The organism is Gemella haemolysans, from assembly GCF_901873445.1.
In the GTDB taxonomy this organism is placed as follows: domain Bacteria; phylum Bacillota; class Bacilli; order Staphylococcales; family Gemellaceae; genus Gemella; species Gemella haemolysans_C.
In genome coordinates, this window is the sequence record NZ_CABFLN010000004.1 from 20,504 (window position 1) to 46,887 (window position 26,384).

Sequence of the window (26,384 nt, forward strand, 5' to 3'; positions counted from 1 at the left end):
TATGATAGCATTAATCGGTGCAATGCCAGAAGAAGTGGCTATAATAAAAGAAAAGATAGAAGATTTACAAGAAAAGAAAATAGCACATGTAACATTTTATGAAGGTAAATATGAAGGGCGAAATATTGTTCTTATGTTAAGTTTACCAGGTAAGGTGAATGCTGCTATTGCTACAACTCTATTACTAGATCACTATAAACCAAAGTATGTGATTAATATAGGTACATGTGGTGCACTGCAAGGTGATATGGAAATTGGGGACATGATTGTTGCTACAGAAGTAAGACATTTTGATGTTGACGCAACAGAGTTTGGCTATGAAATTGGTCAAGTGCCACAGATGCCGGCAGCATATAAGAGCGATGAAGAGTTACAAAAACTAGCTTCAGAGATAAGCTTACCAGATCATAATATTCATTTTGGTTTAGTGGGTACATCAGATTCATTTATTTCTAATAAAGAGTTGAAAAAAGGAATATTGAAAAACTTTCCTAATATGCAAGTAGTTGAGATGGAAGCAGCAGCAATTGCTCAAACTTGTCACCAATTTGGAACAAAATTTATAGTTTGTCGTAGTGTAAGTGATAAAGCAGAAGAAGGAACAAGAGTTACTTTTGATGAATTCTTACAAATAGCTGCAGTAAATTCATCTATATTAACTACAGAACTAATAAAAAAACTTTAAAATCAATTATTAATCAGCAAAGGAGGGCAAAAAGCTTTTCTTTGCTGTAATATTTATGTGAAGTAGGAGGGAAAGTATGATAACTATATTATCGAAATTATTTTTAATATTAACATCTGAAAAACTTCCGAGTTATACTTTGAAATCAATAAAAAGTGGAGGATATACAAAAGAAGAATTAGATATAATCTGTAAAATTGTGAAAGATGATTATACAAGATATAAAAAAGGTTTTAAAGTAGCAGTAGTAATGGTATTTTTTACAACTACACTCATATTATTCCTCGGATTATATCAAAGAGCCCCTGGAGCGTTTTTAATTGAGATGTTGATTTTGTATATTGTGATATTTACATTGATGTTTATGTTGATTTATGTACAAAAAGTCAATAAAATTCGAAAAACATTTTTAAAAGCTGTGAAAAAAGGTTATCCAGAATTATATAATGAATATGAAGATAAGTTATATGAATATGTAGATTAGTGCAATACGTAGAGTATATATTTGACTTTTAAGCATTAATTGTATTGAAAAAAATGCTATAAAATGTTAATATAAAGTAGATAAATATTATTTAAGGAAAATAAAAATGAAAAATATTACAGAAAAAAAATCATTTAATTATTTGAAGAATATAATTCAAATAGTTTTAGGATTATTGATATTTTATTTAATTTTTTCCTATTTTAAAAAAGAGATTATTAGTTTAGATTTTAAAAAAATACATCATCTTACCTTGACTATAGGAGAGGTGAAATTTTTAGTAGTTTTATTATTCGGTTTATTCGGTATAAGTATTTTGTGTCTTTACGATTATTTTGTCCTTAAAGCCATCAATTTAACGAAAAATATGTCTTCATTCCGTATTTTTAAAATCAGCTTTATGACTAACACACTGAATATGGTTTTAGGTTTTGGTGGCTTTATTGGTGCTGGACTTAGATATTATATGTATAAACCTTATACAAAGAGTGGGAAAACATTAGTTACTGCAATAGGAATGATATTAATTTCTATGCTATCAGGTATTAGCTTGTTATCAATTTTTGTGGTTCTTAATGTATTTCCAGGTCAGGCATTATATGCTGATAATAAAATTTTTTATTATTCTTTAATTCTGATGTCGTTATTTCTACCTTTGTATCTATTTTTTAATTTGAGAAAACCAAGAATTAGAACGGATAGATATTTAAGTGTAAAATTGACAGTGATTTCTTTTTTAGAATGGGTGTTTGCGGCCCTTATTATACTAATAATTTTATATTTTTATACAGGTGATTTAGTTGCTGATAAGGAATTGCAAATAATGGGAGTTATAATAGTAGCATCTATAGTGGGATTACTAACTATGATTCCAGGAGGATTAGGTACATTTGATACATTGGTCCTAATTGGTCTTAAAAATTTAGGAATAAATCCTGAAATAATAGGAGCTACTATTGTAATATATAGATTAGCATATTATGTGGTTCCGTTTTCTATAGGATGCCTAATGTTTCTAAATGAGGGGATAAGAATGATAAAAATTAAATTTATGAGAGGAGAGAAGTTATGATTACAATGATAATTTACGCTATTATTGCATACCTTATAGGAAATATAATGGGTGGCAAGTTATTAGAAAAAATAAATAAAGAAGAATTTACTAATAAAGGATCAGGGAATGTTGGTGCAAGAAATGCAGGACGAGTTTTAGGTCCAAGATCGTTTTTATTTGTTTTAGCGGTAGATTTTTTTAAAGGGTTTTTTGTAGTTATTCTATTAAAAATATTAGATGTAGATCTTAAGATAATATATGTGTGTATAGTTTTAGTATTACTAGGACATATAAAACCTATTATCTTTAAGTTTAAAGGTGGAAAAGGAGTAGCTACTTTCTTTGGTTGTTTAGCAGCTCTGTCAATTAATTTATTCTTAATTATGATACTTTGTACATTAGTTATTGCAATTATTGTAAAAAGTTTAACAATCGGATTTTATTCAAGTCTTCCATTTGTGACATATATTAATTACGTAGAAAATCCATCATTTATAATTTTAGGAATATTTATGTTAGCAGTTTTATTAATAAGTGTTGTAGCTGTTAAAGATATAGAAAATTCATTTGATAAATATTTTAGTGTAAGAAAAATAAAGAAATCAGTTCGATAGTGAGCTGATTTCTTTTTTTAATTATTTAGTATTGTTATTTCGTAGTTCTTTTCTTATAAGCAGAGTACGTTTGATATTAATTACTGCATATAATAGGAGTAAGATTGCAGAAATTGAATATGCAATATATAAATATTCTACTTTTTGAATTTTCTTGATATAACTAAACATTATTGTCAAATATAATATTAGCATTGCCGTAGTATAAATAATACTTTCTAATTTTAAAAGATTCAAGATTTTATTTGTTTTTATTAATAATTTATCTTTTTCTTGATAATATTTTATAAAACTAACATAGATAAATACAGGAATAATTAAGTAGAGATAGAAAATATTTTTTGTATAAAATAATGTTGTTACTAGTATTGTTAGAATCGGAATAGAAATGATTAAGTATTTATTATATTTCATATAATAACCTCCCTTTTTTATATGAAAAGTACTTTATAAAGAATAATGGAAATAGAATTAATTAAGTTTTAAGTTTTTTATTTCAACTTCATTATAACATAGTAAACATAAGTAGGAGAATATTATCTTTCGTATTTTTGTATAATTTTCTTTTATATAATTTAGAGAAAACATATTGTGTGATTTAAATGTTAACTAAACTATAATTAAATTTCATTTTTAACTATAGTTTAAATTAGGTTTAAGTGAGTTTTAGTTTGTATCCATATAATATTATTTATCAATTATAAATTTGATATTTGATGAAAACTTTGGTTATAGATACTACTAACTATTGTAGGATATGAATAACTGGAGTAAAGTACTTGGAAATAGCTAAATAAAAATATTTAGGCAAGTAGACAAAATAAATTTGGAGGCAATGCAAATGAAGACTAAAAAATTACTTATTGGAACAAGTTTAATAACAATGTTAACAACTGGAGCAGTTGGAGCGGTAACACCGATACAAAATGCTTCAGCTCATGATATATCTGCTAATCAGTTTTCTACTCAATATACTGCGACTGATACAACTCAAACAAATAATGAAGGAGAGGTATCTACTACAGTAACTCAATTGAATGCACAAGAAACTACAAATAGTCAGGTATCTTCTTCAAGCAAAGGAGCTGCTATTTATCAAGCAGCATTAAGTCAAGTAGGTGCAATTCAAGATTGTACAATGCTAGTTACAAATGCATTAAAATCTGTAGGAATAAACTATCATGATTGGCCGGTAGGTTATATGAGTTTAGGTACAATAGTATCGGCATCTGAAGCTAAACCCGGTGATTTAATTTACTACGCCAATGGAGGTACAGGTTATGCGCATATTGCAGTCTATGCTGGTAATGGAAAAGCTGTTCATGGAGGTTGGTTAGGTAATCAAACAGTTGTTAATACAGCTAATGTGGGAAGTGAGGCTGTTTATATACGAGTTAAATAATACAATAAAACGCGTCTTGAAGTAATTCGAGGCGTATTTTTGTATTTAAATTTTAATTCTTAACATTGCATATCGAAATTAAATCTAGATATTGAATTCAACTTAAACTTTTTTGTTAACTTAAATATAATTAAATTTGAATTTTAATTATAATTTAAAGTTGATTTAATTAGTTTTAAAGTAGATAGTATATAATATATTTATCAAATAAATAATTTGAAATAAAAAGTAGGAGATGATTTATATGTCGATTAAGAAAATAGCAAAATTACTAGCGGATAAGAAAGTTAGAAAAATAGCACGGGTGATAATAAGTCATCCCAAATTCAAGAAAATATTGAAGAGTATATAGAAATAAATAATAAAGAATAAACATAGCAATCTTGGAGGTAATTAGAATGAAGAATAAAACATTACTTATATCAACAGCTTTAATTACATTATTAACAACAGGAACTTTTGGGACATTATCGTCAACTCAGAATGTATTTGCTAGCGATAATAGTTCTGCTCAAATAGTTGGTAAAGATAAACCAGGGAAACAACCACCAGCGAAACCAGGTTCAGGAGGTTTTGGAGGAAGTGGTAAAATTAATCAAGGAACTTCAGCGAATACAATAGATTCAGATGAAAATAAAAAAGATGAAACTTATACATCGACAGGTGATGATGAAAATGCATTACGTGTAAAAGGTGCAAAAGTAAGTTTAGAGGATATTGAAATAAATAAGACAGGTGGCTCTACATCAAACACAGAAGATGGTGATTTCTATGGAATGAATGCAGGATTATTGGCTACAGATAAAGCAACTGTGAATATAAAAAATGCGAAAGTGAAGACAACAGCACAAAATGGTAACGGAGTATTCAGTTATGGTGAAGGAACGATTGTAAATATTAGTGACTCTGAAATTTACACAACAAATGATAATTCTGGAGGAATTCAAACTACAGGTGGAGCAACAATGAATGCTAATAACCTAAATGTGAAAACCGAAGGAAATTCATCGGCTGCCATACGTTCAGATAGAGGTGGCGGTACAGTAAATGTTGACGGTGGAGAATATGTTTCAAAAGGTTATAATTCTCCAGCGGTATACTCGACAGCAGATATAACTGTTAAAAATGGAAATCTTAAAGCGGAAAATTCAGAGGCATTGGTAATAGAAGGGCAAAATTCTATTACATTAGAGAATACGAAAGTAGAAGGTAATATGAGTGATGATAAAGGTAGCAGCTCTGATACTAATGTGCATAATGTGATGATATATCAATCAATGTCGGGGGATGCTGAAGTAGGTAAATCGGTGTTTAATATGAAAGAAGGAACTTTGACTAATAATAATGGTGATTTAATCTATGTTACTAATACAACAAGTGAAATAACATTAGAGAATGTTAAAATAGAAAATAATGATCAAGATGGTAGATTGTTAGCAGTATTGGGAAATGATGCTTCTCATGGATGGGGGACAGCAGGTTCTAATGGAGGAAATGTAACTCTTAAAGCGAAAGACCAAAAATTAGATGGAAAAATTGAAGTAGATACTATTTCTACATTAAATTTAACATTATCGGGATCAACGGAATTTAATGGAACTGTTAATATAGTGGATAATTTAGAAAATGGTGAATCAGTTGAAAATAATGCTGAAGTTACCATTGAAGAAGATGCAGTATGGAATTTAACAGGAGATGTGAAAATTTCAAAATTAAACAACAAAGGAAAAATTAATTTCAATGGTTATAAAATTACATTAGCTGATGGAACAGTTATTAGTGAATAATTTATAAAATAATATAGGTAGATGTCTACATTAAAGTAGTATTTCTACCTATATTTAATTCCAATTCAAAATCGACCTCATTACGATTTAATGATGTGTAAATCGTAATAGTTACTTAAGACGAGATTCTATTGACTTGTTATATAAAACATAATAAAATTTAAGTATAGAATAAAATAACGGAGGCGATTAAGATGACTAAATGTGAGTGTGAACACCACTGCCACTGTCATGATGCAGTAGAAGATTGCAAATGTGGGAACTGTGTAGAAGGAACTTGTGATTGCAAAGAAGGTTGTGATTGTGGTTGCCATAACGCAAAAGAAGATTGTGAATGTGGAAACTGTAAGACAGGCGATTGTCACTGTGATAAGCACGTCGCTTAATAAAGAAAGAGATCTGAAAAACTGTCAGATCTCTTTTTTGATAGTTGGTATGATATATTTACTATTTTGAATTAGTAGTGTTTATAATATATAGTACGTCAATTTTCGGAGTAGTTTAATTTCAAGAGAAAATTTTAATAATATATGTACGTTAGTGTAATTTATATGGTACTTCATATAAATTTAAAGTTTACATATTTATTGAAAAATAATTAATTAAGTTCAATTTTTAAGCGTTTATAATTATATAAATTTTAAAGAAAACGCTTTATATTAACTTTATCTTCTGTAGTTTGATTCTTAATAAACTACATAATTTTTCAAAAAAAGTATTTGAAACATCTTTAATTTTGATATTTTCATTCTGTATCTATAGAAATTGAAAAAAAGTTTATATAAAGTATCTTACAAGAAGAAGTATAATGTATAGAAATGAATGAAACCTGTGTTACTCTGTTCACTTATATATCACTATTGTAATAATACAGAGGGGAGAAATATTACTGAGATAAATATTGTTATTTTATTGAGTTTATTAATTTGACTTTTTTTCGGAAACATTGTATATTAATAAAGTAATATATGATTAAAACATAATTTATACACATTTAATAAATATATACACAAACTTTGGAGGTTATTATGGTAAAAACATCAAAAGATTTAACTAAACAAGAGCATTTAGAAATGTATGAATTAATGCACCTTATTAGAGATTTTGATATGGAGTTAAGTAAACTATACTCTCGTGGTCTAGTTCACGGTATGACTCACTATTCAGTAGGAGAGGAAGCAGCTAACGTTGGAGCTATTTATCCATTAAGAAAAGAAGACTTAATGTACTCTAACCACCGTGGTCACGGGCAAACAATTGCTAAAGGTATTGAAATTGACCGTATGATGGCTGAAATCCTTGGTAAAGAAACAGGTCAATGTAAAGGACGTGGAGGAAGTATGCACGTTTATGACCTTGAACAAGGAAACATGGGATGTAATGGTATCGTTGGTGGAGGACACGGTTTAAGTACTGGAGCCGCTCTAGCTCAAAAAATGAAAAAAACAGGTAATGTTGTTATTTGTTGTATGGGTGACGGAGCTACTAACGAAGGAAGTTTCCACGAATGCTTAAATATGGCATCTAACTGGGATTTACCACTTATTTTTTACGTAATTAACAATAAATATGGTATCTCAATGGCTCAAGAAAGATGTATGCGTGTAGAAAAAATTACTGAGCGTGCTGCTTCATATAGAATTAAAGGAATTCATGTTGAAGACGGAAACGATGTATTAGCTGTATACGATGCAATGCAAGAAGCTATCGACCACGCTAGAAGTGGAAAAGGTCCTGTTTTAGTAGAAGCAGTATCTTACAGATGGTTTGGACACTCAGCTTCAGATGCTGGTAAATACCGTAGTCGTGAAGAAGTAGCAGAATGGAAACTTAAAGATCCTAACGTAAAATATAAAAACTACTTATTAGAAAATGGAATTGCTACAGAAGAAGAATTAAAAGAAATCGAAGATAGATCAAAAGCAACTATCGATGATGCTGTAGAATTTGCTAAAGAATCACCATTTGCTGATGGTTCAATTGCATTCCAAGATAACTACGCTGACTAATATTTTAGGTTAAAATAATTTAAATAATATTTTATATAATAGGAGATTAATAGTTATGACTAAAGAAACAAAAATTATGACAGTTCGTGAAGCCATAAAAGAAGCTATGACTCACGAAATGCGTGAAGATGAAAATGTATTTTTAATGGGTGAAGATGTTGGTATCTTCGGAGGTGACTTCGGTACTACAGTAGGAATGTTAGAAGAGTTCGGTTCTGAACGTGTTATCGATACACCTATCAGTGAAGCTGCGATCTGTGGAGCTGCTGCAGGGGCTGCTTCAGTTGGTATGCGTCCAATTATCGATGTAACATTTATGGACTTCGTAACAATTGGTATGGATGCTATTGTTAACCAAGCAGCACCAATGCGTTATATGTTAGGTGGAGAAGTACAAGTACCAGTTACATATCGTTGTGCATCTGGTGCAGGTACAGGAGCTGCTGCACAGCACTGTAAGGCTCTAGAAGCATGGTTCTGTCACATTCCTGGTCTTAAAGTAGTAGCACCAGGTACAGCAGGAGATGTTTACTCAATTTTAAGAGCTGCAATCAGAGATAACAACCCTGTTATCTACATCGAACCAAAAGCGTTATTTGGACGTAAAGGTGAAGTTGAAGTAGGTAAAGTTGGTGTAATCGGAAAAGGTGACATCAAAGTAGAAGGTACTGATGTAACATTAGTATCATGGGGAAGAATGTTAGAGCGTAGCTTAAAAGCTGCTGAAGAGTTAAAAGAAGAAGGAATTTCAGTAGAAGTAGTTGACCCAATTACATTAGTACCATTAGATACAGATTTAATCGTTAAATCTGTACAAAAAACAGGAAAATTAGTAGTTTGTCACGACTCATTCAAAACAGGTGGATTTGGTGGAGAAATCGTTGCTCGTATCGCAGAAAGTGATGCATTTGATTTCTTAGATAGCCCAATTTACCGTGTTGCAGGAGCTGACACTAACATTCCATCAGCTAAAAACTTAGAAAAATTAGTTGTACCTGATGTAGAAGACATCAAAGAAACAATTAAAAAAGCTGTAAATAAAAAATAAAAATTTAGTTAGCGAAGGATGTGAATAAAACATGGCAGTAGAGGTTATTATGCCAAAAGCCGGTAGTGAAATGGAAGAGGGCGAAATCGTACAATGGTTCAAAAATGAAGGTGACCATGTCGAAGCAGGTGAAGTCCTATTAGAAATCGTAACAGATAAAGTAAATATGGAAGTTGAAGCTGATGCAAGCGGAACTTTGTTAAAAATATTAGCACAAGCAGGGGATGTTGTACCAGTTGTTCAAACAATCGCATGGATTGGTGAAGCAGGTGAAGCAATTCCAGGTGCAAGCTCTACAGGAGAAGTAGCTCCTGCAGAAACTGTTGTTGAGAAAAAAGTTGATCATACACCAGTAAAAGAAATTGAAGTAATAGATTATTCAGGTCTTCGTGCTACACCAGCAGCAAGAGCATATGCTCGTGAAAAAGGAATCGACTTATCTAAAGTTAAAGGAACTGGTGCGAAAGGTCGTATTCACAAAGAAGACGTAATTGATTACAAACTTAACTCTAGAGTTAAAATTTCCCCACTTGCTGCACGTATTGCGCAAATTGAAGGAATTAATACAGAAAGTATCGCTGGAACAGGTCCAAATGGTAAGATTATGAAAGCTGACGTTCTTGCAGTGCTTAACGGTACTCCAAAACCAGAACCAGCTAAAAAAGAAGAAATTGCTCAACCAGGTAAAAAATCTGTTAAAGCGCCAAATGAAAATCAATGGGGAATCGTTGAAACTGTACCAATGTCACCAATGCGTAAAGTTATTTCTAAACGTATGAGTGAATCTTACTTCAGTGCGCCAACATTCGTAGTTAATGTTGAAGTTGATATGACTGAATTATTAGCATTACGTAAAAAAGTTGTTGATGCAATTATCGAAGAAACTGGTAAAAAAGCAACAGTTACAGACTTTATTTCATTAGCGGTAATTAAATCATTAATGAAACACCCATATGTAAATGCTTCATTATCAAGTGATGAAAAAGAAATGTATTTACACCACTATGTAAACTTATCAATCGCTGTTGGTATGGATAGCGGATTAGTAGTACCAGTAATTAAAGGTGCAGATAAGATGAGTCTTAAAGAGCTTGTAGTAGCTTCTAAAGAAATTACAACTAAAGCTCTTGCTGGTAAATTAAAACCAGATGAAATGGCAGATTCAACATTTACAATCAGTAACTTAGGTATGTATGGAGTTAAAAGCTTCGTGCCAATCATTAACCAACCAAATACAGCTATTTTAGGTGTAAGTGCTACTGTTCAAAAACCTGTAGTATTAAATGGTGAAGTTACTGTAAGACCAATTATGACATTAACATTAACAGCGGACCACCGTGTTGTTGACGGATTAGAAGGAGCTAAATTCATGAAGACTCTGAAAGAAGCTATCGAAAATCCACTATCATTACTAATTTAATAATGATATAATATATAGAAGAAAATAAGAGAAAAGTGTATTAAGGAGTGATTATAACATGGCAGTAGAAGTTATTATGCCAAAAGCCGGAAGTGAAATGGAAGAAGGCGAAATCGTACAATGGTTTAAGCAAGAAGGTGACGAAGTAAAAGAAGGTGAAGTCCTACTTGAAATCGTAACTGACAAAGTTAATATGGAAGTTGAAGCTGAAGCAAGTGGAACATTATTAAAAATTCTTCACCCAGCTGGATCAACTGTACCAGTAGTTCAAACAATCGCTTGGATTGGACAACCTGGTGAAGCAGTACCAGGAGCTGATGGTGCAACTGCAGCAGCTCAAGAAGTTGTTAAAGAAGTAGCAGCTGATGTTAAAGTACCTGAAACTAAAGCAGAAGAAGTATTACCAAAACGTGAACGTCGTGGAGAATATGATGTAGCAGTTATCGGTGGAGGTCCTGCTGGATACGTAGCAGCTATTAAAGCGGCTCAATTAGGAGGAAAAGTAGCATTAGTAGAAAACCGTGAACTTGGTGGAACATGTCTAAACCGTGGATGTATTCCAACAAAAACATTCTTACACAATGCAGAAATCATTAACTACATCCGTTCTGCAAAAGATCGTGGTGTCAAACTTGTAAATGATGCATTTACAGTTGATATGGAACAAACTGTAGCTGTTAAAAACAAAGTATCTAAAACTTTATCTGGTGGAGTAGCTGGATTACTTAAATCTTACGGTGTTAAAGTATTTAACGGAGTAGGAAGTCTAACAGCTGATAAGAAAATTGTTGTTGACGAAAAAGAAACTATCGATGCTGATAATGTAATTTTAGCTGGTGGTTCTAAAGTAAGTAGAATTAACATTCCAGGAATGGATAGTGATAAAGTTCTTACAAGTGATGAGTTCTTAGATATCACTGAAGTACCATCTCGTTTAGCAGTAATCGGTGGTGGAGTAATTGGTTCTGAGTTAGGGCAAGCATTCTCTACATTCGGTTCTAAAGTAACTATCGTTGAGATGGCTGATCGTCTAATCGCAAACATGGACAAAGATGCTTCTGTAGCATTAGAAAAACAATTCAGAAAACAAGGTATCAATGTTCTTACATCTACTAAACTATTAGAAATCGTTGATAAAGGTCACGAAGTAGTAGTTAAAGTAGAAGGAAAAGAAGATATCGCAGTTGACAAAGTATTATTATCTATTGGACGTGTTCCAGATAACACATGTCTTGGAGAATTAGCTGATAAATTCGAAATGGAACGTGGACGTGTTAAAGTTGACGAATACATGGAAACTTCTATTAAAGGAATTTATGCTCCTGGAGATATTAACGGAGTTAAAATGTTAGCTCACGCAGCATTTAAGATGGGAGAAATCGCAGCTGAAAATGCAATGGGTCACCACAAAAAAGTTGATCTTAAAGCTACTCCAGCGGCAATCTACACTCACCCAGAAATCGCGATGGTTGGATTAACTGAAGATCAAGCTCGTGAACAATATGATGTTAAAGTTGGTAGATTCAACTTTGGAGCTAACGGACGTTCATTAGCATCTAACCACGGTGAAGGATTCGTTAAAGTAATTATGGATACTAAGTACAGAGAAATCTTAGGTATCCACATTGTAGGACCAGTTGCAGCTGAAATTATCAATGAAGGTTCAACATTAATCCAAACAGAAATGACAATTGATGATGTTATGGATATTATTCATGGTCACCCAACATACTCAGAAGCCTTATATGAAGCAATGGCTGACTGTATCGATATGTGTATCCATGCACCTAAGAAAAAATCAAAATAATTTCAATAATGAAGAAAGCAACTAGATTACTAGTTGCTTTTTTTGTAGTGTCCAACTATAAAAATATCTCCAAGCAAAATTTGCTTGGAGATAAGTTTTAACGAGAACTTTCAGCCTCATGAACTTCTTTATGTAATGTTTTTAAATTAATATTTACATTTTTATATTCTTCACTTTTAGGTAATTCTAGTGTGAAATTTAATGGTTTAGATACTTCAATTGTAGCATCTTTAATATCGAAGTTAAAGATATGACCACCTTGAGTACGATCATCACTAATATAATGAAGATGGAATCCTCCTACACCAACTCCTTGAGTATATTTAGGAGAAAAGAAGCCAACTATTGTACCTCTACTATCTTCGTAGCTAAATATACTTTGTGTTTCTAATATTTCTAGAAGAGGAGGATAAGGTTTTTCATGTTTTTTAGGTGAGCGAGTATCAATTTTATCGAATACTCCAGTTATTTTTATAGCATAAAAATAATTCGGATTTAGATATTCACTAATATCATTGTTTAAATTTTCAAAACTTGTTGTAGTTACTTTTTTAAAGTTTGTAGAAAACTTAGTAATGTTTGAAAAAGGTGAAGTTGCTTCTTTAGGCTGTAAAGTAGAGAATCCATTACTATCAGTTTTATAAACTTCTCCATTTAGTATAATCATTTCTCCATCGACACCCTCAAAAGTACCAATACCAAAATCACCATGTTTTAGTAATTTTTCTACAGTTGTAGTTCCACTAAATGCTCCACCCATTAGTGCAGCCATAGTGCTATATTGATATAACATAATAATTCTCCTTTTATATTTTATATTTTAGAAACAAGAGAAAACTTGAATCATGTTTAATAGAAACTAGTAGCTCTTTAAAACTAGTTTAAGTAGCTATCTTGAAGAGTTTCACCAAGTTTGATGTTGTCGCTGTAATCAACAGGAACATCAATAACAACTGGGCCTTCAATTTTGAAAGCTTCTTCTAAGCATTCTGCAAATTCTTCTTTTGTAGTTGCACGCATTCCCACAGCTCCATAAGATTCTGCATGTTTTTTAATATCTACTTGACCAAGATGAACTGCAGAATCACGACCGTATTTCATTTCCTGCTGGAAGGCAACCATATTATAAGATGAGTCGTTCCATACTACGTGAACAATAGGAGATTTTAATCTAACGGCAGTTTCAAGTTCCATTGCTGAGAATAAGAATCCTCCATCACCAGAAATTGATAAAGTTTTCTTATTAGGATAAAGTAATCCAGAAGCAATCGCCCATGGTAGAGCTACTCCCAAAGTTTGCATACCGTTAGAGAATAGTAGGTGACGAGGTTCATAAGAGCGGAAGTGTCTAGCTAACCAAATTCCATGAGATCCAATATCACAAGTTACTATAGTATCGTCAGATACTGCATTTTGAGTTTGTTGAATAATTTCTAGTGGGTGAAGACGTCCTTCTATTTTTGATTTAGGGGGTTCATCACGTTTTACTATTTCTTCTTGAAGTTCTTTTAAGTATGATAGATTTTCTTCAGATATTCTTACTTTAGGATTTCCGTTATAAATACATTTTAATGTTTCAGAAATATCACCGATAAGTTCAATGTCAGGTTGATAGTCACGGTCAATAACAGCAATTGTATCATCAATGTGAACTAGAGTAGCATTTTTATTTGTATTCCAATATACCGGATCATATTCAATTGGATCATATCCGATGGAGATTATTAAATCTGCTTTATGTAATAATCTATCTCCAGGTTGATTTCTAAATAATCCAACACGACCATAGAAATGTTGAACTAAACCACGAGAAATTACTCCAGCAGCTTGGAACATTTCGACAACAGGAATACCTGTTTTAGCGACTAATAAACGAATAGCTTCTGTAGCTTCTTTAGTTGATGCATTCATTCCTAGTAAAAGAACTGGAAGCTCAGCATTTTCTATTTTTTCAACTAAGTCGCTAACGTGTTTTGGATCTGCTATCCCTAAAATTGGTTCTCTAAGTCGTTTGATAGCTTTCACAGAAGTTTTTTCATTTATAACGTCTGCAGGTAGCGATACGAATGTAGCTCCTTTTTTAGGTTCTTTAGCTTTTCTAAATGCATTAGTAATGGCTTCAGAAATACTATCTTGATGACCAACTTCAACAGCTGATTTAGTTACCGGACGAAGAAGGCTAACATTATCCATACTTTGGTGTGTTTGTTTTAATAAATCAGAACGCTTAACTTGACCTCCGATTGCGACAACAGGGTCACCTTCAGAGTTTGCAGTAATAAGTCCAGTAGCAAGGTTGCTGACACCAGGTCCTGAAGTAACTAGAGCAACGCCAGGTTTTCCAGTTAAACGCCCAACAGCTTGAGCCATAAAAGCAGCATTTTGTTCATGACGTACAACTACAAGCTCAGGTCCACGATCGACAAGTGCATCGAATACAGCATCTATCTTTGCACCTGGTATAGCAAAAACGTGTTTAACTCCTTCGTTTATTAATGTATCTACAACTAATTCCGCCCCACGGCGAGAATGTTGTTCTAAATGTTCACTCATTATTATTCCTCCTAAATCATGAGACTAAAAAATATATAATAATATTCTAACTCTATATTATAATTTTTTCAAGAATAGAATACTAATATGATTGCTATTGAAATTCAATTTTATATGTATTCTATGTAAATATTGCAAAGAATGGGGCTGACCCAAAAGTCATAAAATTTAACAAAGTGTATATGAGAACTCATAGACGCAGTGGTTTATTGATATCTAAATACGCTTTATAAAAGCTTTTTAGATATCTAATAAACTTTGCGGGGGTGACTCTACAAAATCGATTTCTTTGAAATCACGATTTTTGAGTCACTCCCATATTACCTATTATGAGGTGGTAAAAAATTGTTGTTAAAATATTCTTCTCGCAATATTCCGTATTTTACAGAATCATAGTAAACACCGTTGAAATATCTAACCTGTCTAATTCTAGCTTCACATATAAGACCAAGTTTTTCAGCTAATCTCATCATTCGAGGATTACCACTCCAAGTAGTAAGTCCAATGTGTTGGATATCAGGGAATTTATTAAAACAGATTTTAATCCACTCATTTAATGATGTATAGCCTATTCCTTTTGACCATGTGTGCTGCTCATAAATTACTATTCCAATCTCTAGCCACCGAGTAGCAAAACATTCCCAATAGTAAGTAACAATTCCTATAGGTTTATTGTTTAAAAATATTCCTAGTACACGGTCACTTAAATAATATTCATGATGATTTTTAAGTAGGAAGGTATCTAAATCAATTAACTTAAAATCATTAAAGTAGGGGGCGTTGTACTTACTCCATTCTGGAGTTTCTGATGAGTATATTACATTGTATAAATCAGTTAAATGTTTTTCTTCTATCTTTTTCAGTATAATCATAAAAATCTCCTTTTTTATATTATAACATAAGAGATATCGAAAAAAATATATATGGATTAGTTTAAGCAGTCTTATTCCTATATTAAAGGGGATTATGATATAATATATTTTATAGAAAAATTAAAGAGGTGAATGATGGAAAAATTTAGTAAGATAATATCTGATATTTTTCTTTGGATTATGAATATCGGATTATTGATTATAGGGATATTATTGTCATTTGGTTTGATAATGGAAGCTAAAGAAATATTCCACGAAGGATCAAAATTCCTTGTCGAACAGGGAAATTATCAACACTTTGTAGAAGGAATATTAGTATTTTTCTTATATTTTGAGTTTGTTGCTTTAATAGTTAAATACTTTAAAAATAATTATCATTTCCCACTTAGGTATTTTATCTATATTGGAATCACAGCAATTATAAGATTGATTATTGTTCAACATGATGATCCTAAAAGTGTTTTAATCTGGGCAGCTGCGATTTTACTATTAGTAATTAGTTTAGCTATTGCTGAAAAATTTATAAAAAAAGATTAAAAAAGACTTCGAGAAAATTTGTTCGAAGTCTTAGTTTTATTTATTTTACTGTGTATTTTCCTGTTTTGTAGTCGATAGTTACACCTTTTTGGAAGTTTGGTAAAAATACATTATATTTAACACTTTTACCGTTATCTTCAACAGACATTGCTTCCATAATTACTCCCTGTGCTACAAGGTCATCACCCTTGAATACTGGAGTTACACGGTAACGAACATGTTTTTTAGTCTTTTTAACGTAGTCAGCAACTTCATTTTCAAAAGGAATCATATTAAGGTTCATAAATCTTGTTCCTGTCATAAGGTTCTTATCATTATCATTTTCACCGGCAAGTTGGAAGGCAATAAGGTGTGATCTATCATAAACATGGGTACCACGATTACTTTGCCAACCACTTGGACGAACGTGTGCGATTTCTTCACGTTTATCAGTAGGCATCAAATCAGTGCCGATAATCCCATTAGCTTGTCCAACACGACCAAGTTTATCTAACGGACTGTAATTTTCAAAAGAACTAGTAGATAAATCTTCTTTAGCAAAATATGGATTATTGTTGTTTAATATCCTATATTTATTATTATCTGTAGCTTCACTTTCTTTTGGTGCAGTTAAAGAGTTTATTACATCATCAGGAATTTTTGAGACACTTGTAAAAGTTGTAGTATTTGTATTTTTATTTGATGATTTATTAGTATAGTAAGTAATAGTGAACGCAGTTAGAACAACTATAGCTATAGAGATGATTGAAAATAACGAAAATTGTTGTTTTTTTCTTTTTGCCATAAGACCTCCTTATTTTTATAGTAAGTTAAATAACTAAGAGGAAGAGTTAAGCTCTTCCCCAAAAAATTAATTTTATTTTTTGAAATAATTAATGCCCATTGCATCTTTTACTTCATCTAAAGTAGCAGCTGCAACTCTTTCAGCTTTTTCACTTCCAGCTTTAAGCATTCTATAAACTTCTGCTTTATCTTTTGCAAACTCTTCACGACGTTCTCTGATAGGACGTAGGTAATCTTGCATTACATCATTTAAACGACGTTTCAGTTTCATATCACCAAGACCTCCACGAGAGTAGTGTTCTTTCAGCTCCGCAACTTCATCTGTACGAGAATCGAAAATATCAAGGTACGTGAATACTACATTTCCTTCTACTTGACCAGGGTCTTCAATTTTAATGTGATTTGGATCAGTATACATTTTCATGATTTTAGCTTTAATGTTTTCTTCACTATCACCTAAGTAAATACCGTTATTTAAACTCTTACTCATCTTACCTTGTCCATCAATACCAACAAGACGAGCATGATTTTTTGGTGGTAGTACAATCTCTGGTAATACTAGAACTTCTTTATTATATGTTCTATTGAAGTCGCGAACGATTTCACGAGTTTGTTCAAGCATTGGTTTTTGATCTTCTCCTACAGGAACGTGTGTTGCTTTGAAAGCAGTAATATCAGCAGCTTGGCTTACAGGATATGTGAAGAATCCTGCAGGAATACTTTCACCGAATTTTTTGTCATTAATTTCTTGTTTAACAGTAGGGTTACGGTGTAATCTAGAAACTGATACTAAATTCATGTAGTACATGTATAATTCAGCAAGTTGTGGGATTTGTGATTGAATAAAAATAGTAGTCTTGCTAGGATCAATTCCAACAGCAAGATAATCAAGTGCAACTTCTGTAATGTTTTCAATGACTTTTCCAGGATTATCAGCATTATCAGTCAGTGCCTGTTGATCGGCAATCATAATAAATATTTCAGTATCATCTTCATTTTGTAAAGCAATACGATTTTTTAAAGAACCAACATAGTGTCCTAAGTGCAGTTTACCAGTTGGTCTATCTCCAGTTAAAATAATTTTTGTCATAAAAGGGTAACTCCTTTATAATAATTTTAATAATTCTTTATAATTATACCATAATATATGAAAAGTTTGTTTGAATTAGTATAAAAAATATCATTTCGGATAAAAATTTAGTGTTTTACTTAGCAAAAAGTGTTATAATAAGAGATAAAGAAATAGTTAATTATTAAGGAGATTAATATGATATACATAGAATCAAAAAGTAATGATCCACGCTACAATACAGCATTAGAGCTATATGCTTTTAATGAACTTGCAGAAAAAGATGATGTGTTTATGCTATGGATAAACTCACCATGTATCGTTGTTGGTAAAAACCAAAACACAACAGAAGAAGTAAACCAAAAATTCTGTGACGATAATGATATTAAAATCGTTCGCCGTGTTAGTGGTGGTGGTGCCGTTTATCACGATTTAAATAACTTAAACTATACAATTATTTCAAACGGAAGAAGCGGTGAAGAATTCGACTTCAAATCTTTCTCACAACCAGTACTGGATGCATTAGATTCATTAGGAGTTAAAGCGGAATTCACAGGCCGTAATGACCTTGAAATCGATGGTCAAAAATTCTGTGGTAACGCACAATATGTACGCAATGGGCGTATTATGCACCACGGATGCTTAATGTTTGATGTTGATACATCAGTTTTAGCGGATGCTTTAAAAGTATCTAAAGATAAAATTGAATCAAAAGGTATCAAATCAGTACGTTCACGTGTAACAAATATTAAAGATCACCTTCCAAACCAGGACATGACAGTTCAAGATTTCGTAGCTGCACTGAAAAAATATATGAGTGAAAAATACGAAATGACTGATTTTGTTGCAACTGAAGAAGATGAAGCTGCAATCTTAGCAATCCAAGAAGAAAAAAATAACTCATGGGATTGGGTATATGGTAAAAATCCTGACTTCAATATTAAACGTAATAGAAGACTTAAAACAGGTAAAATTGAAGCTAATATCATGGTAGAACAAGGTACAATAACTAGCATCAAGTTCTTTGGTGACTTCTTCGGAGTAATGGATGTAGAAGATATTGCTAAAAAATTAGTAGGTGTAAAATACCAAAAAGAAGATGTTCAAAAAGTATTAGAACAAATTGACATTAATTCATACTTCTTAGGAGCAACATTAGAAGAAGTAGTAGATATCTTAGTAGATTAATAAATAATTTTGGAGGGATGTATTATGATAATCACAACAACTAATACTGTTCCAGGAATGGAAATAGTAGAATATAAAGGATTTGCTACAGGTGAAGTAGTAGCTGGGATTAATTTCATTAAAGATATAGGAGCAGGGCTTCGAAATTTCTTTGGGGGAAGAAGCCAAGGTTATGAAGATGAAATTATTCAAGCAAGAGCGGAAGCTTTAAAAGAATTAGAAGCTCGTGCAGAAGCGATGGGTGCTAATGCGGTTATTGGAGTTAGAATTGATTTCGATGGACTTGGAAGTAACGGTAATAATATGCTTTTAGTAACAGCTACAGGAACAGCTGTAGTAGTAAGATAAAATATATAAATATTAAAAATAAAATTAATAGCAATATTTTATAAGATATTGTATAATGTTAAACAGTAATTAAAATCTAAATAGTGAGGAAAAATGTAGTGAAAAAAATATTTAATTTCAAAAAGATTTTCTCTGTTTTACTTTTAACAATCGCTCTAGTGGCATCAGCTGTATTTGTAGCTGGATGTAGTAGTGATAAAAGTTCGAGTTCTAGTTCATCGGAATCAACTTATAAAGTAAGCCAAGAAGAGAAAGATTATTTATCAAAACGTTTTTCAGATTTAACTAGGACGAATAATGAGACTGTAGGATATATTTATGTACCAGGTACAGATTTAGATGAACCTGTAGTACAAACTAATGACAATGAAACATACTTAGATAAAACTTTTGAAGGTGGATATGTTCCTTACCTTGGTACTGTATTTATGGATATGGACAATAAGAAAGACTTTCATGATAGATTAACTTGGTTATTCGGACATGCTCGTGGAAGTAAAGTAGGAGATCACCGTATGTTTAATGATGTTAACTATTATGACAAACAAGAATATATGGACAATCATAAATATGTAGTAATTGAAACTCCAGAGAGAAAATATTACTATGAAGTAGCATTCCTAACAATCGTACCAGAAACAACTTCATTCTATCGTTTAGATTTTGAAAGTGATGAAGATTTCTTGAGCCAATTAACTAATGTTAAAAAAGACGCAACAACTAAGAATGATAGTGTTCAACTTAAAGCAACAGACAAATATTTAGTATTATCTACTTGCCGTGAAGAAGATGAGACAATCAGATCTAATCTATACCTACGTCAAATCCCAGACAGTGAAATGAACGATTTCTTAGCTAAACATAAAGATGAATTAAAATATGTAGCTAAAAGATAATAAATAATAAAAAGCAATCCAGTGATTTTAATCACTAGATTGCTTTTTTCTATGTAGTAACATTATGTTTAGGCATCATTTTAAATTCTCTAATCAAAAAGAATAGTGAAACTGAAATTGCACAAAGGTCTGTTACTGGAGTGGCATAGATTATTCCATCAATTCCAAAGAAATGAGAAAGAACAAATAACATTGGTATTAGCACTATAAGTTGTTTAGTTAGAGCTATAGCAACACCAATTTTTGGTTTTCCTATTGCAGAGAAGAATGTTGAACTTGAAATGTGTACACCATTTATAAATGTAAATAGCAAGAAGAATCTCATATATTTAACTGCAAATTCAAAGTAAAGTGCATCACCATTTCCAAATAGACTAACAATTTGTTTAGGGAAAATCTCAAAGATTAAGAAGAATGTTATCGAAATAATCATCGCGTATTTCATAGTATATCTCATTGTAGTACGAACACGTTCATATTTTTGTGCACCGTAATTGTACCCAAAAATAGGTTGAGCCCCTTGAATTAGCCCGATAATTATTGCAATAAATATGATATTAATTTTTGCTACAATACCAGCAACTGCAATGGGAATATCGTTGCCGTATACAGAATTAGTACCGTGAATATTTAATAGGTTGTTTGTTACGATTTGTGCAATCATATTAGATCCTTGGAAAACAAACGAAGGCATACCAAATCCAGCTGCAACTTTTAATAAAGGTAGCTTAGGTATGAAATCTTGTTTATTAAATTTAACACTTTTAAATCTCGGGAAATAAAATACAAGAATCATCGCGGATAAGAATTGACTTATTACTGTAGCCCAAGCTGAACCAGCAATTCCCCAACCGAATCCAAAAATAAAGATTGGATTAAGAATAGTGTTAAGAACAGCACCAAAAATAATAGCCAACATCGAATATTTTGGACTATTATCTGAACGAACAATTGGATTAGTACTAATAGAAATTAGTAAGAATGGAATACCTAAAGAAGTAATTCCAGCGAATGTCATCGCATATTCTAAAATTTCATCAGTAGATCCAAATGCATACATAAGTGGCTTTAAGAAAATATGTACTAAAATTGTAATAATAATACCTATAATAAATAATGACGATACTGCAGTACCAACTACAGATTTCGCTTTTTCAGGATTACCACGACCTAGTTCCAGATTAAAGTTAGAAGCGGCACCGATTCCTATCATTAAACCTATAGCTAAGCAAATAGTTGTAAGAGGAAAGGCGACATTTGTTGCTGCATTACCTAAGTAACCAACACCTTGCCCAATAAAAATTTGGTCGATTACACTATACATTGCATTAATAATATTAGCTGTAATAGCGGGCCATGCAAATGATATAAGTAGTCTTTTTATAGGTTTTGTACCTAGTGGATTTTCTATATAATTTTGTGTTTTTTCCATATAAGTTCCTCCTTAAGTTATTTTATTCAATAGTATGAAGAAAGTAGAAATTTCTTCTTCAGTCAAGTTTTTAAGAACTTCTTTTTCAGCTGTGTTTAGTAGATTAGAGTAAGTTGATAAAACCTCTTTACCTATTTCAGTTAAATGTAGTGTAAAAGAACGTCTATCTTTCACCCCGCGCTTTCTAATAACATAATTTTGTTTTTCTAGTGCATCAATATTACGTCCAACAATATTTCTATCTTTTCTATGTATCTCAGCAAGTTGCGCTTGAGTAACACCTTCATTTTCCGAAACGTAAATAAGAGTAATGAAATGTCCGTGTGTAATACCAATCTCAGATAAAGGTTGTTTGGTATAACTTCTCATATTCTCTAATAGCGTAATAAGCTTATAACCCAATGCATCTTTTAACATAAATTCACCACCTAAAATAATATAGCTTATATATTATATACTTAGTATACTATTTTGTCAATATAAAAAAGAAAACACTGAAAATAATATGTTTCATACTCTCTTTTCAGTGTTTTCTTGTTATTATTGAAAATTAAATTCTGTTTGAGCTACTATAAATACATAGAGATAATTAATGCTCTAAACCACCTGTTACTTTTGTATCTTCTTTATCAAAGTAATTTACAGCAGTTTTTATTATTAATTCTAAAGCAATAATAATATCCTCTTTTTTCATAAAAGGCATATTAGGTTTATCTTTAACTTGTTCTTCAATATAAGGGATATGAATAAATCCAGCTTTAATATTTGGATATTTTTTTGAAGTTAGGTATAAAGATTCATACATAATATGATTGCAAACAAAAGTACCAGCAGTATTAGAAATAGCAGAAGGGATATTATTTTTATTTAATTCATCAACAATTGCTTTTATTGGCAGTGTAGAAAAATATGCATTTTCACCATCTTTTCTTATGGTTTCATCAATAGGGCTATTTCCAATATTATCTGGGATTCTAGCATCATCAATATTAATAGCGATACGTTCTGGTGTAATCTTACTTCTTCCACCAGCTTGACCGACACATATAACGATGTTGGGAGAAAATGATTTTATATTTTCTTCTAAGACATGTGAGCTGTCATTGAAGACTGTTGGTAAAGTGATTTTCTTAATTTCTATATTATCAATATTGTCTGGTAAGCTATTAACACATAAACTAGAAGGATTAATACTCTCGCCACCAAATTTATCAAAACCAGTTATTAATACTCTCATAATGCACCTCGTAATATTTATAAAAAATATATTGTAATAATTAACTTAATAATATTCCATGGTAATTATCACATCTCAATTAATTAAATTTTTAAATTATAATAATTATAAAACAGTTTGGATAATTTTAAAATAGTATTCTTATAATTTTAGGAGATAAATTGTAATTGATTATTAAAAGTGATATTATTAAAACATAAGGGGTGAGAATTTTGTCTAGAGAAGAGAAATTAAGAACAATTATTAGTACGATAGATAATTCTGAATATAGTGCTACTAAGAAAAATGTTACTAATAAGTGTATGATGAGAACATTTAAAGAAGCTAACGACACTTGGTTAGCAGAAGCTTATTCTAAGAAAAAATATGCTGATTATAAACCATTTCAATTCGTTGATGGAGAGGGAGTAAGGTGTTCAATATATTTAAGTGGTTGCTTATTTGCTTGTAAAGAATGTTTTAACGAAAGTATTCAAAACTTTAATGCTGGACAATTATACACAAAAGAAGTAGAAGATCAAATAATACAAGATTTAAGTAATTCATATGTACAAGGACTAACAATTTTAGGAGGAGAGCCGTTCCTTAATACTCAGGTAGCTAGAACGTTAGCTAAAAGAGTTAGAGATGAGTTCGGTACAACAAAAGATATCTGGGTATACAGTGGTTATACATATGAACAACTCTTAAATGCTAGTGAGGATAAAAAAGAATTATTAAATCTATGTGATGTATTGGTAGATGGACCGTTCATGATTTATTTGAAAGATCTAAGTTTAAGATTTAGAGGGAGTAGTAACCAAAGAATTATAGATTTAAAAAATTCGAGTAAGGATAATGTAGTGTTATATTTAGAATAGTAATACTAGAAATGAAATTACTTTTAATAGAAAGTTTTTCATGATATAATATTTAAGTTAATAATTAGGGATATATAATATCTCTAATTATTTTTGTTAATTAATTTATAGAGAGGAGATTAAAAGTTGAAAAATATTATTGAAATTTTTCGAAAGGATATAAAAGAAGTATTTAGAAAAACTAATACGTGGATAATTATAGTAGGATTAATATTTTTACCATCGATGTATGCATGGCCGAATATACTATCATCATGGGATCCTTATGGACATACTAACAATATAAAGGTTGCTGTTACATCTGAAGATAATGGTGCTACTGTCGATGGTAAAGAGTTAAACTTAGGTAATAGTTTAGTTGAGGGATTAAAAAGTAATAAGAGCTTAGATTGGCAGTTTGTATCTAATAAACAAGAAGCTGAGGACGGAGTAAGAATAGGTGATTATTATGCTAGTATAGTAGTTCCGAAAAACTTTAGTAAAGATATGACTTCTGTTAGTAGAACAGAACCTCAAAGGGCGACAATTGAGTATACGGTAAATGAGAAGATTAATGCTATTAGTCCTAAAATAACTAATAGTGGAGCTTCAGCAATTGCAAATAATATTAGTAAGAGTTTCGTTGAAACGGCAAATGGAGTAATTTTTGAAAAACTGCATGAAGCCGGTATTAAATTTGAAGAAAATTTACCATCAATAGAAAAAGCTAAACAAGAAATTTTCAAATTGAATGAAAACTTTTCTACGTATGAAGCGAGTTTAAGTGAATTAATAGGAAAAGTAGAACATGGTTATAATATATTAAATACAGTTCAAAATACTTTACCTGAAATAGATAGAGCAGCGACTAATAGTATTATGCTAGCTGATAAAGCAGGTGTAACAATTAACAATATTCAAGGATTTAATGATAGAATGTTACCTATTATTAGCAATCATTTGAGTGTAGTTGAAGAAGTCTCTAAAGAAGCACATATTATAGCAAAAGAAATTCAACAAAAACCAGATAGAACAGAAGAAATTAAAGCTAGACAAAAAGCTTTAGATAGCAGACTTCAAGCTAGTGGAGAAAGACTCCAGCTTGTAAAGAATATTTTCGAATATTTTAATAACCTATCTAATGAAAAATTATTTAATAATCAATTATCAAAAGTGACAACTCTAGAAAATGATATTAATAAAGTAAAAGAGATTAATATTAATATTTATAATAAGATGAATCACTATGATGAAATTACAGATACTTTGAAAGAAGAGTTTGTAAATAAATCAGCTAGAATAAACGAACTTTCAACAGATATGAATACTAAGTTAAATGATGAAGTTTCTCCATTAATATCACAGGTTCTTAGTAGGGCAGATGTTAATATTGGTAAAGTGAGTGGAATAATAGCCCAAGCTCAAGGAGAACTTCCAGCCGTAGAAAGAAAATTATCAGAAACTGAAGCGAAAATAAGTAATGCACATGGTAAATTATTAACATTACAAGCTCATATGCCATCAGCAAAAAGTAAAATTCAAAAACTAACAGATGAAATAAAAAAAGCTGATGGAGAAGTAGATAAAAACCAACTGTTTAATTTATTAAAAGTCGATTATAAGAAACAAGCTGAATTTTTCGCAAATCCAGTAAAACTTCAAGAGAATAAACTTTATCATATAGAAAACTACGGATCAGCGATGACTCCATTTTATACAGTTTTATCTATTTGGGTTGGATCATTATTAATGTCTTCGTTATTAACTACTAAGGTAGAAGATGAAGAAAATAAATATAAACCATATCAAAAATACTTTGGAAGAGGATTATTGTTTGTAATAATTTCTTTATTCCAGACATTAATTATAACTTTAGGTGATATGTATGTTCTAGGTACTCAGGCGACATCACCATTTAGATTTGTTATATTTGCATTATTAATATCTTTACTATTTTCATCAATTATTTATACAATAGTATGTATTCTAGGAAATGTAGGGAAAGCAGTTTGTATTATATTATTAGTACTGCAATTAGGAAGCTCAGGTGGAACATTCCCGATTCAGATGACTTCAAAATTCTTCCAAACATTATATCCAAAAGTACCATTCACTTATTCAATAGGATTACTACGTGAAGCGGTAGGTGGTGTATATGCTCCAGCTGTGCACCGTGATATAAAAATATTATTTATATATCTAATTATCGTTCTTGTAGGTGGAGCGATTCTAGTTAGTCTAAAAGCACGCTCTGCTAAATTAAGTAGAGAAAGAGAACGTTCTAAGTTATTCTTATAAGATTTATATTTTTTAAATTTTA

26 protein-coding genes are annotated in these 26,384 nt (G+C 31.1%); 17 read left to right on the forward strand and 9 right to left on the reverse strand.

Translation table 11 applies throughout. The annotated features are described in order from the left end of the window. Position 1: 1 nt before the first annotated feature. The 4 genes from mtnN (at position 2) to JX287_RS00685 (ending at position 2,837) form a co-directional block, all read left to right on the forward strand. Complete coding sequence (mtnN, locus tag JX287_RS00670) at positions 2–685, forward strand: 5'-methylthioadenosine/S-adenosylhomocysteine nucleosidase (RefSeq protein ID WP_204641315.1); 684 nt, start codon at positions 2–4, stop codon at positions 683–685. 76 nt (positions 686–761) lie between these two features. Next, positions 762–1,169, forward strand: coding sequence for a hypothetical protein (locus tag JX287_RS00675; protein ID WP_204641316.1), 408 nt, complete (start codon positions 762–764; stop codon positions 1,167–1,169). A gap of 106 nt (positions 1,170–1,275) precedes the next feature. Beyond that, the gene (locus JX287_RS00680; protein ID WP_204641317.1) at positions 1,276–2,241 is read left to right on the forward strand and encodes a lysylphosphatidylglycerol synthase domain-containing protein; all 966 of its coding nucleotides are present in this window, start codon (positions 1,276–1,278) and stop codon (positions 2,239–2,241) included. Then, the gene (locus JX287_RS00685) at positions 2,238–2,837 is read left to right on the forward strand and encodes a glycerol-3-phosphate acyltransferase (RefSeq protein WP_204641318.1); all 600 of its coding nucleotides are present in this window, start codon (positions 2,238–2,240) and stop codon (positions 2,835–2,837) included. Before JX287_RS00680 ends, JX287_RS00685 begins: the two co-directional genes overlap by 4 nt. Positions 2,838–2,858: 21 nt before the next feature. On the opposite strand, the gene JX287_RS00690 is transcribed toward JX287_RS00685, so the two are convergent. Next, positions 2,859–3,251 carry a hypothetical protein gene (locus tag JX287_RS00690; protein WP_204641319.1) on the reverse strand — a complete coding sequence of 131 codons (393 nt, stop codon included), beginning with the start codon at positions 3,249–3,251 and terminating at the stop codon, positions 2,859–2,861. Between the two features lie 427 nt (positions 3,252–3,678). Here JX287_RS00690 and JX287_RS00695 point away from each other — a divergent pair, with 427 nt between their 5' ends. The 7 genes from JX287_RS00695 to lpdA all read left to right on the forward strand — a co-directional run bounded on the left by JX287_RS00695 (position 3,679) and on the right by lpdA (position 12,310). Then, on the forward strand, positions 3,679–4,239 hold the full coding sequence (locus JX287_RS00695; RefSeq protein WP_204641320.1) for an NlpC/P60 family protein: 561 nt from the start codon (positions 3,679–3,681) through the stop codon (positions 4,237–4,239). A 398-nt stretch (positions 4,240–4,637) separates the two neighbouring features. Beyond that, on the forward strand, positions 4,638–6,026 hold the full coding sequence (locus JX287_RS00700; RefSeq protein ID WP_204641321.1) for a hypothetical protein: 1,389 nt from the start codon (positions 4,638–4,640) through the stop codon (positions 6,024–6,026). A gap of 194 nt (positions 6,027–6,220) precedes the next feature. Then, the gene (locus JX287_RS00705) at positions 6,221–6,412 is read left to right on the forward strand and encodes a hypothetical protein (protein WP_204641322.1); all 192 of its coding nucleotides are present in this window, start codon (positions 6,221–6,223) and stop codon (positions 6,410–6,412) included. A 642-nt stretch (positions 6,413–7,054) separates the two neighbouring features. Then, the gene (locus JX287_RS00710) at positions 7,055–8,035 is read left to right on the forward strand and encodes a thiamine pyrophosphate-dependent dehydrogenase E1 component subunit alpha (protein ID WP_204641323.1); all 981 of its coding nucleotides are present in this window, start codon (positions 7,055–7,057) and stop codon (positions 8,033–8,035) included. 55 nt (positions 8,036–8,090) lie between these two features. Next, positions 8,091–9,083, forward strand: a complete 993-nt coding sequence (locus JX287_RS00715) for an alpha-ketoacid dehydrogenase subunit beta (RefSeq protein WP_204641324.1) — start codon at positions 8,091–8,093, stop codon at positions 9,081–9,083. Between the two features lie 31 nt (positions 9,084–9,114). Beyond that, positions 9,115–10,503, forward strand: coding sequence for a dihydrolipoamide acetyltransferase (locus JX287_RS00720; RefSeq protein ID WP_204641325.1), 1,389 nt, complete (start codon positions 9,115–9,117; stop codon positions 10,501–10,503). Positions 10,504–10,561: 58 nt separating this feature from the next. Then, positions 10,562–12,310: a dihydrolipoyl dehydrogenase gene (gene lpdA / locus JX287_RS00725; protein WP_204641326.1), complete on the forward strand. Its 1,749-nt coding sequence runs from the start codon at positions 10,562–10,564 to the stop codon at positions 12,308–12,310. Positions 12,311–12,407: 97 nt separating this feature from the next. Here lpdA and budA read toward each other — a convergent pair whose 3' ends face one another. The 3 genes from budA to JX287_RS00740 form a co-directional block, all read right to left on the reverse strand. Next, the gene (gene budA, locus JX287_RS00730) at positions 12,408–13,103 is read right to left on the reverse strand and encodes an acetolactate decarboxylase (RefSeq protein ID WP_204641327.1); all 696 of its coding nucleotides are present in this window, start codon (positions 13,101–13,103) and stop codon (positions 12,408–12,410) included. Positions 13,104–13,186: 83 nt separating this feature from the next. Further along, positions 13,187–14,863, reverse strand: coding sequence for an acetolactate synthase AlsS (alsS, locus tag JX287_RS00735; RefSeq protein ID WP_204641328.1), 1,677 nt, complete (start codon positions 14,861–14,863; stop codon positions 13,187–13,189). 320 nt (positions 14,864–15,183) lie between these two features. Continuing rightward, on the reverse strand, positions 15,184–15,735 hold the full coding sequence (locus JX287_RS00740) for a GNAT family N-acetyltransferase (RefSeq protein ID WP_204641329.1): 552 nt from the start codon (positions 15,733–15,735) through the stop codon (positions 15,184–15,186). A gap of 135 nt (positions 15,736–15,870) precedes the next feature. Between JX287_RS00740 and psiE the strand changes: the two genes are divergently transcribed. Then, positions 15,871–16,272 (forward strand): phosphate-starvation-inducible protein PsiE, encoded by a 402-nt coding sequence (gene psiE / locus JX287_RS00745; protein WP_204641330.1) that lies wholly within the window; start codon positions 15,871–15,873, stop codon positions 16,270–16,272. A 40-nt stretch (positions 16,273–16,312) separates the two neighbouring features. On the opposite strand, the gene JX287_RS00750 is transcribed toward psiE, so the two are convergent. Next, a complete protein-coding gene (locus tag JX287_RS00750) occupies positions 16,313–17,056 on the reverse strand; it encodes a DNA/RNA non-specific endonuclease (RefSeq protein WP_204641331.1) in 744 nt (247 codons plus the stop codon). Positions 17,057–17,128: 72 nt separating this feature from the next. Further along, positions 17,129–18,145, reverse strand: coding sequence for a tryptophan--tRNA ligase (trpS, locus tag JX287_RS00755; protein ID WP_204641332.1), 1,017 nt, complete (start codon positions 18,143–18,145; stop codon positions 17,129–17,131). A gap of 177 nt (positions 18,146–18,322) precedes the next feature. Between trpS and JX287_RS00760 the strand changes: the two genes are divergently transcribed. The 3 genes from JX287_RS00760 to srtB all read left to right on the forward strand — a co-directional run bounded on the left by JX287_RS00760 (position 18,323) and on the right by srtB (position 20,556). Beyond that, complete coding sequence (locus JX287_RS00760) at positions 18,323–19,312, forward strand: lipoate--protein ligase (protein ID WP_204641333.1); 990 nt, start codon at positions 18,323–18,325, stop codon at positions 19,310–19,312. 24 nt (positions 19,313–19,336) lie between these two features. Next, positions 19,337–19,660, forward strand: a complete 324-nt coding sequence (locus tag JX287_RS00765; RefSeq protein WP_204641334.1) for a heavy metal-binding domain-containing protein — start codon at positions 19,337–19,339, stop codon at positions 19,658–19,660. A gap of 98 nt (positions 19,661–19,758) precedes the next feature. Then, positions 19,759–20,556 (forward strand): class B sortase, LPKTxAVK-specific, encoded by a 798-nt coding sequence (gene srtB, locus JX287_RS00770; RefSeq protein WP_204641335.1) that lies wholly within the window; start codon positions 19,759–19,761, stop codon positions 20,554–20,556. Positions 20,557–20,605: 49 nt separating this feature from the next. Here srtB and JX287_RS00775 read toward each other — a convergent pair whose 3' ends face one another. From JX287_RS00775 to pcp, 3 genes are all read right to left on the reverse strand, one after another. Further along, complete coding sequence (locus tag JX287_RS00775; protein WP_204641336.1) at positions 20,606–21,988, reverse strand: MATE family efflux transporter; 1,383 nt, start codon at positions 21,986–21,988, stop codon at positions 20,606–20,608. A gap of 12 nt (positions 21,989–22,000) precedes the next feature. After that, positions 22,001–22,405 (reverse strand): MarR family winged helix-turn-helix transcriptional regulator, encoded by a 405-nt coding sequence (locus JX287_RS00780; protein WP_204641337.1) that lies wholly within the window; start codon positions 22,403–22,405, stop codon positions 22,001–22,003. Positions 22,406–22,577: 172 nt separating this feature from the next. Further along, complete coding sequence (gene pcp, locus JX287_RS00785; RefSeq protein WP_204641338.1) at positions 22,578–23,225, reverse strand: pyroglutamyl-peptidase I; 648 nt, start codon at positions 23,223–23,225, stop codon at positions 22,578–22,580. Between the two features lie 212 nt (positions 23,226–23,437). Between pcp and nrdG the strand changes: the two genes are divergently transcribed. Beyond that, the gene (gene nrdG / locus JX287_RS00790) at positions 23,438–24,085 is read left to right on the forward strand and encodes an anaerobic ribonucleoside-triphosphate reductase activating protein (protein WP_204641339.1); all 648 of its coding nucleotides are present in this window, start codon (positions 23,438–23,440) and stop codon (positions 24,083–24,085) included. 126 nt (positions 24,086–24,211) lie between these two features. After that, positions 24,212–26,362 (forward strand): YhgE/Pip domain-containing protein, encoded by a 2,151-nt coding sequence (locus JX287_RS00795; RefSeq protein WP_204641340.1) that lies wholly within the window; start codon positions 24,212–24,214, stop codon positions 26,360–26,362. Positions 26,363–26,384: the final 22 nt, after the last annotated feature.

Excerpts from the sequence above, each read along its gene's own strand:
- trpS (WP_204641332.1), bottom strand. The coding sequence starts at position 18,145 with ATGACAAAAATTATTTTAACTGGAGATAGACCAACTGGTAAACTGCAC.
- JX287_RS00690 (WP_204641319.1), bottom strand. The coding sequence starts at position 3,251 with ATGAAATATAATAAATACTTAATCATTTCTATTCCGATTCTAACAATA.
- budA (WP_204641327.1), bottom strand. The coding sequence starts at position 13,103 with ATGTTATATCAATATAGCACTATGGCTGCACTAATGGGTGGAGCATTT.
- JX287_RS00780 (WP_204641337.1), bottom strand. The coding sequence starts at position 22,405 with ATGTTAAAAGATGCATTGGGTTATAAGCTTATTACGCTATTAGAGAAT.
- JX287_RS00685 (WP_204641318.1), top strand. The coding sequence starts at position 2,238 with ATGATTACAATGATAATTTACGCTATTATTGCATACCTTATAGGAAAT.
- JX287_RS00740 (WP_204641329.1), bottom strand. The coding sequence starts at position 15,735 with ATGATTATACTGAAAAAGATAGAAGAAAAACATTTAACTGATTTATAC.
- psiE (WP_204641330.1), top strand. The coding sequence starts at position 15,871 with ATGGAAAAATTTAGTAAGATAATATCTGATATTTTTCTTTGGATTATG.
- lpdA (WP_204641326.1), top strand. The coding sequence starts at position 10,562 with ATGGCAGTAGAAGTTATTATGCCAAAAGCCGGAAGTGAAATGGAAGAA.
- mtnN (WP_204641315.1), top strand. The coding sequence starts at position 2 with ATGATAGCATTAATCGGTGCAATGCCAGAAGAAGTGGCTATAATAAAA.
- JX287_RS00720 (WP_204641325.1), top strand. The coding sequence starts at position 9,115 with ATGGCAGTAGAGGTTATTATGCCAAAAGCCGGTAGTGAAATGGAAGAG.
- JX287_RS00775 (WP_204641336.1), bottom strand. The coding sequence starts at position 21,988 with ATGGAAAAAACACAAAATTATATAGAAAATCCACTAGGTACAAAACCT.
- JX287_RS00710 (WP_204641323.1), top strand. The coding sequence starts at position 7,055 with ATGGTAAAAACATCAAAAGATTTAACTAAACAAGAGCATTTAGAAATG.
- JX287_RS00695 (WP_204641320.1), top strand. The coding sequence starts at position 3,679 with ATGAAGACTAAAAAATTACTTATTGGAACAAGTTTAATAACAATGTTA.
- alsS (WP_204641328.1), bottom strand. The coding sequence starts at position 14,863 with ATGAGTGAACATTTAGAACAACATTCTCGCCGTGGGGCGGAATTAGTT.
- JX287_RS00675 (WP_204641316.1), top strand. The coding sequence starts at position 762 with ATGATAACTATATTATCGAAATTATTTTTAATATTAACATCTGAAAAA.
- JX287_RS00705 (WP_204641322.1), top strand. The coding sequence starts at position 6,221 with ATGACTAAATGTGAGTGTGAACACCACTGCCACTGTCATGATGCAGTA.
- JX287_RS00700 (WP_204641321.1), top strand. The coding sequence starts at position 4,638 with ATGAAGAATAAAACATTACTTATATCAACAGCTTTAATTACATTATTA.
- JX287_RS00765 (WP_204641334.1), top strand. The coding sequence starts at position 19,337 with ATGATAATCACAACAACTAATACTGTTCCAGGAATGGAAATAGTAGAA.
- pcp (WP_204641338.1), bottom strand. The coding sequence starts at position 23,225 with ATGAGAGTATTAATAACTGGTTTTGATAAATTTGGTGGCGAGAGTATT.
- JX287_RS00680 (WP_204641317.1), top strand. The coding sequence starts at position 1,276 with ATGAAAAATATTACAGAAAAAAAATCATTTAATTATTTGAAGAATATA.
- JX287_RS00750 (WP_204641331.1), bottom strand. The coding sequence starts at position 17,056 with ATGGCAAAAAGAAAAAAACAACAATTTTCGTTATTTTCAATCATCTCT.
- JX287_RS00715 (WP_204641324.1), top strand. The coding sequence starts at position 8,091 with ATGACTAAAGAAACAAAAATTATGACAGTTCGTGAAGCCATAAAAGAA.
- JX287_RS00760 (WP_204641333.1), top strand. The coding sequence starts at position 18,323 with ATGATATACATAGAATCAAAAAGTAATGATCCACGCTACAATACAGCA.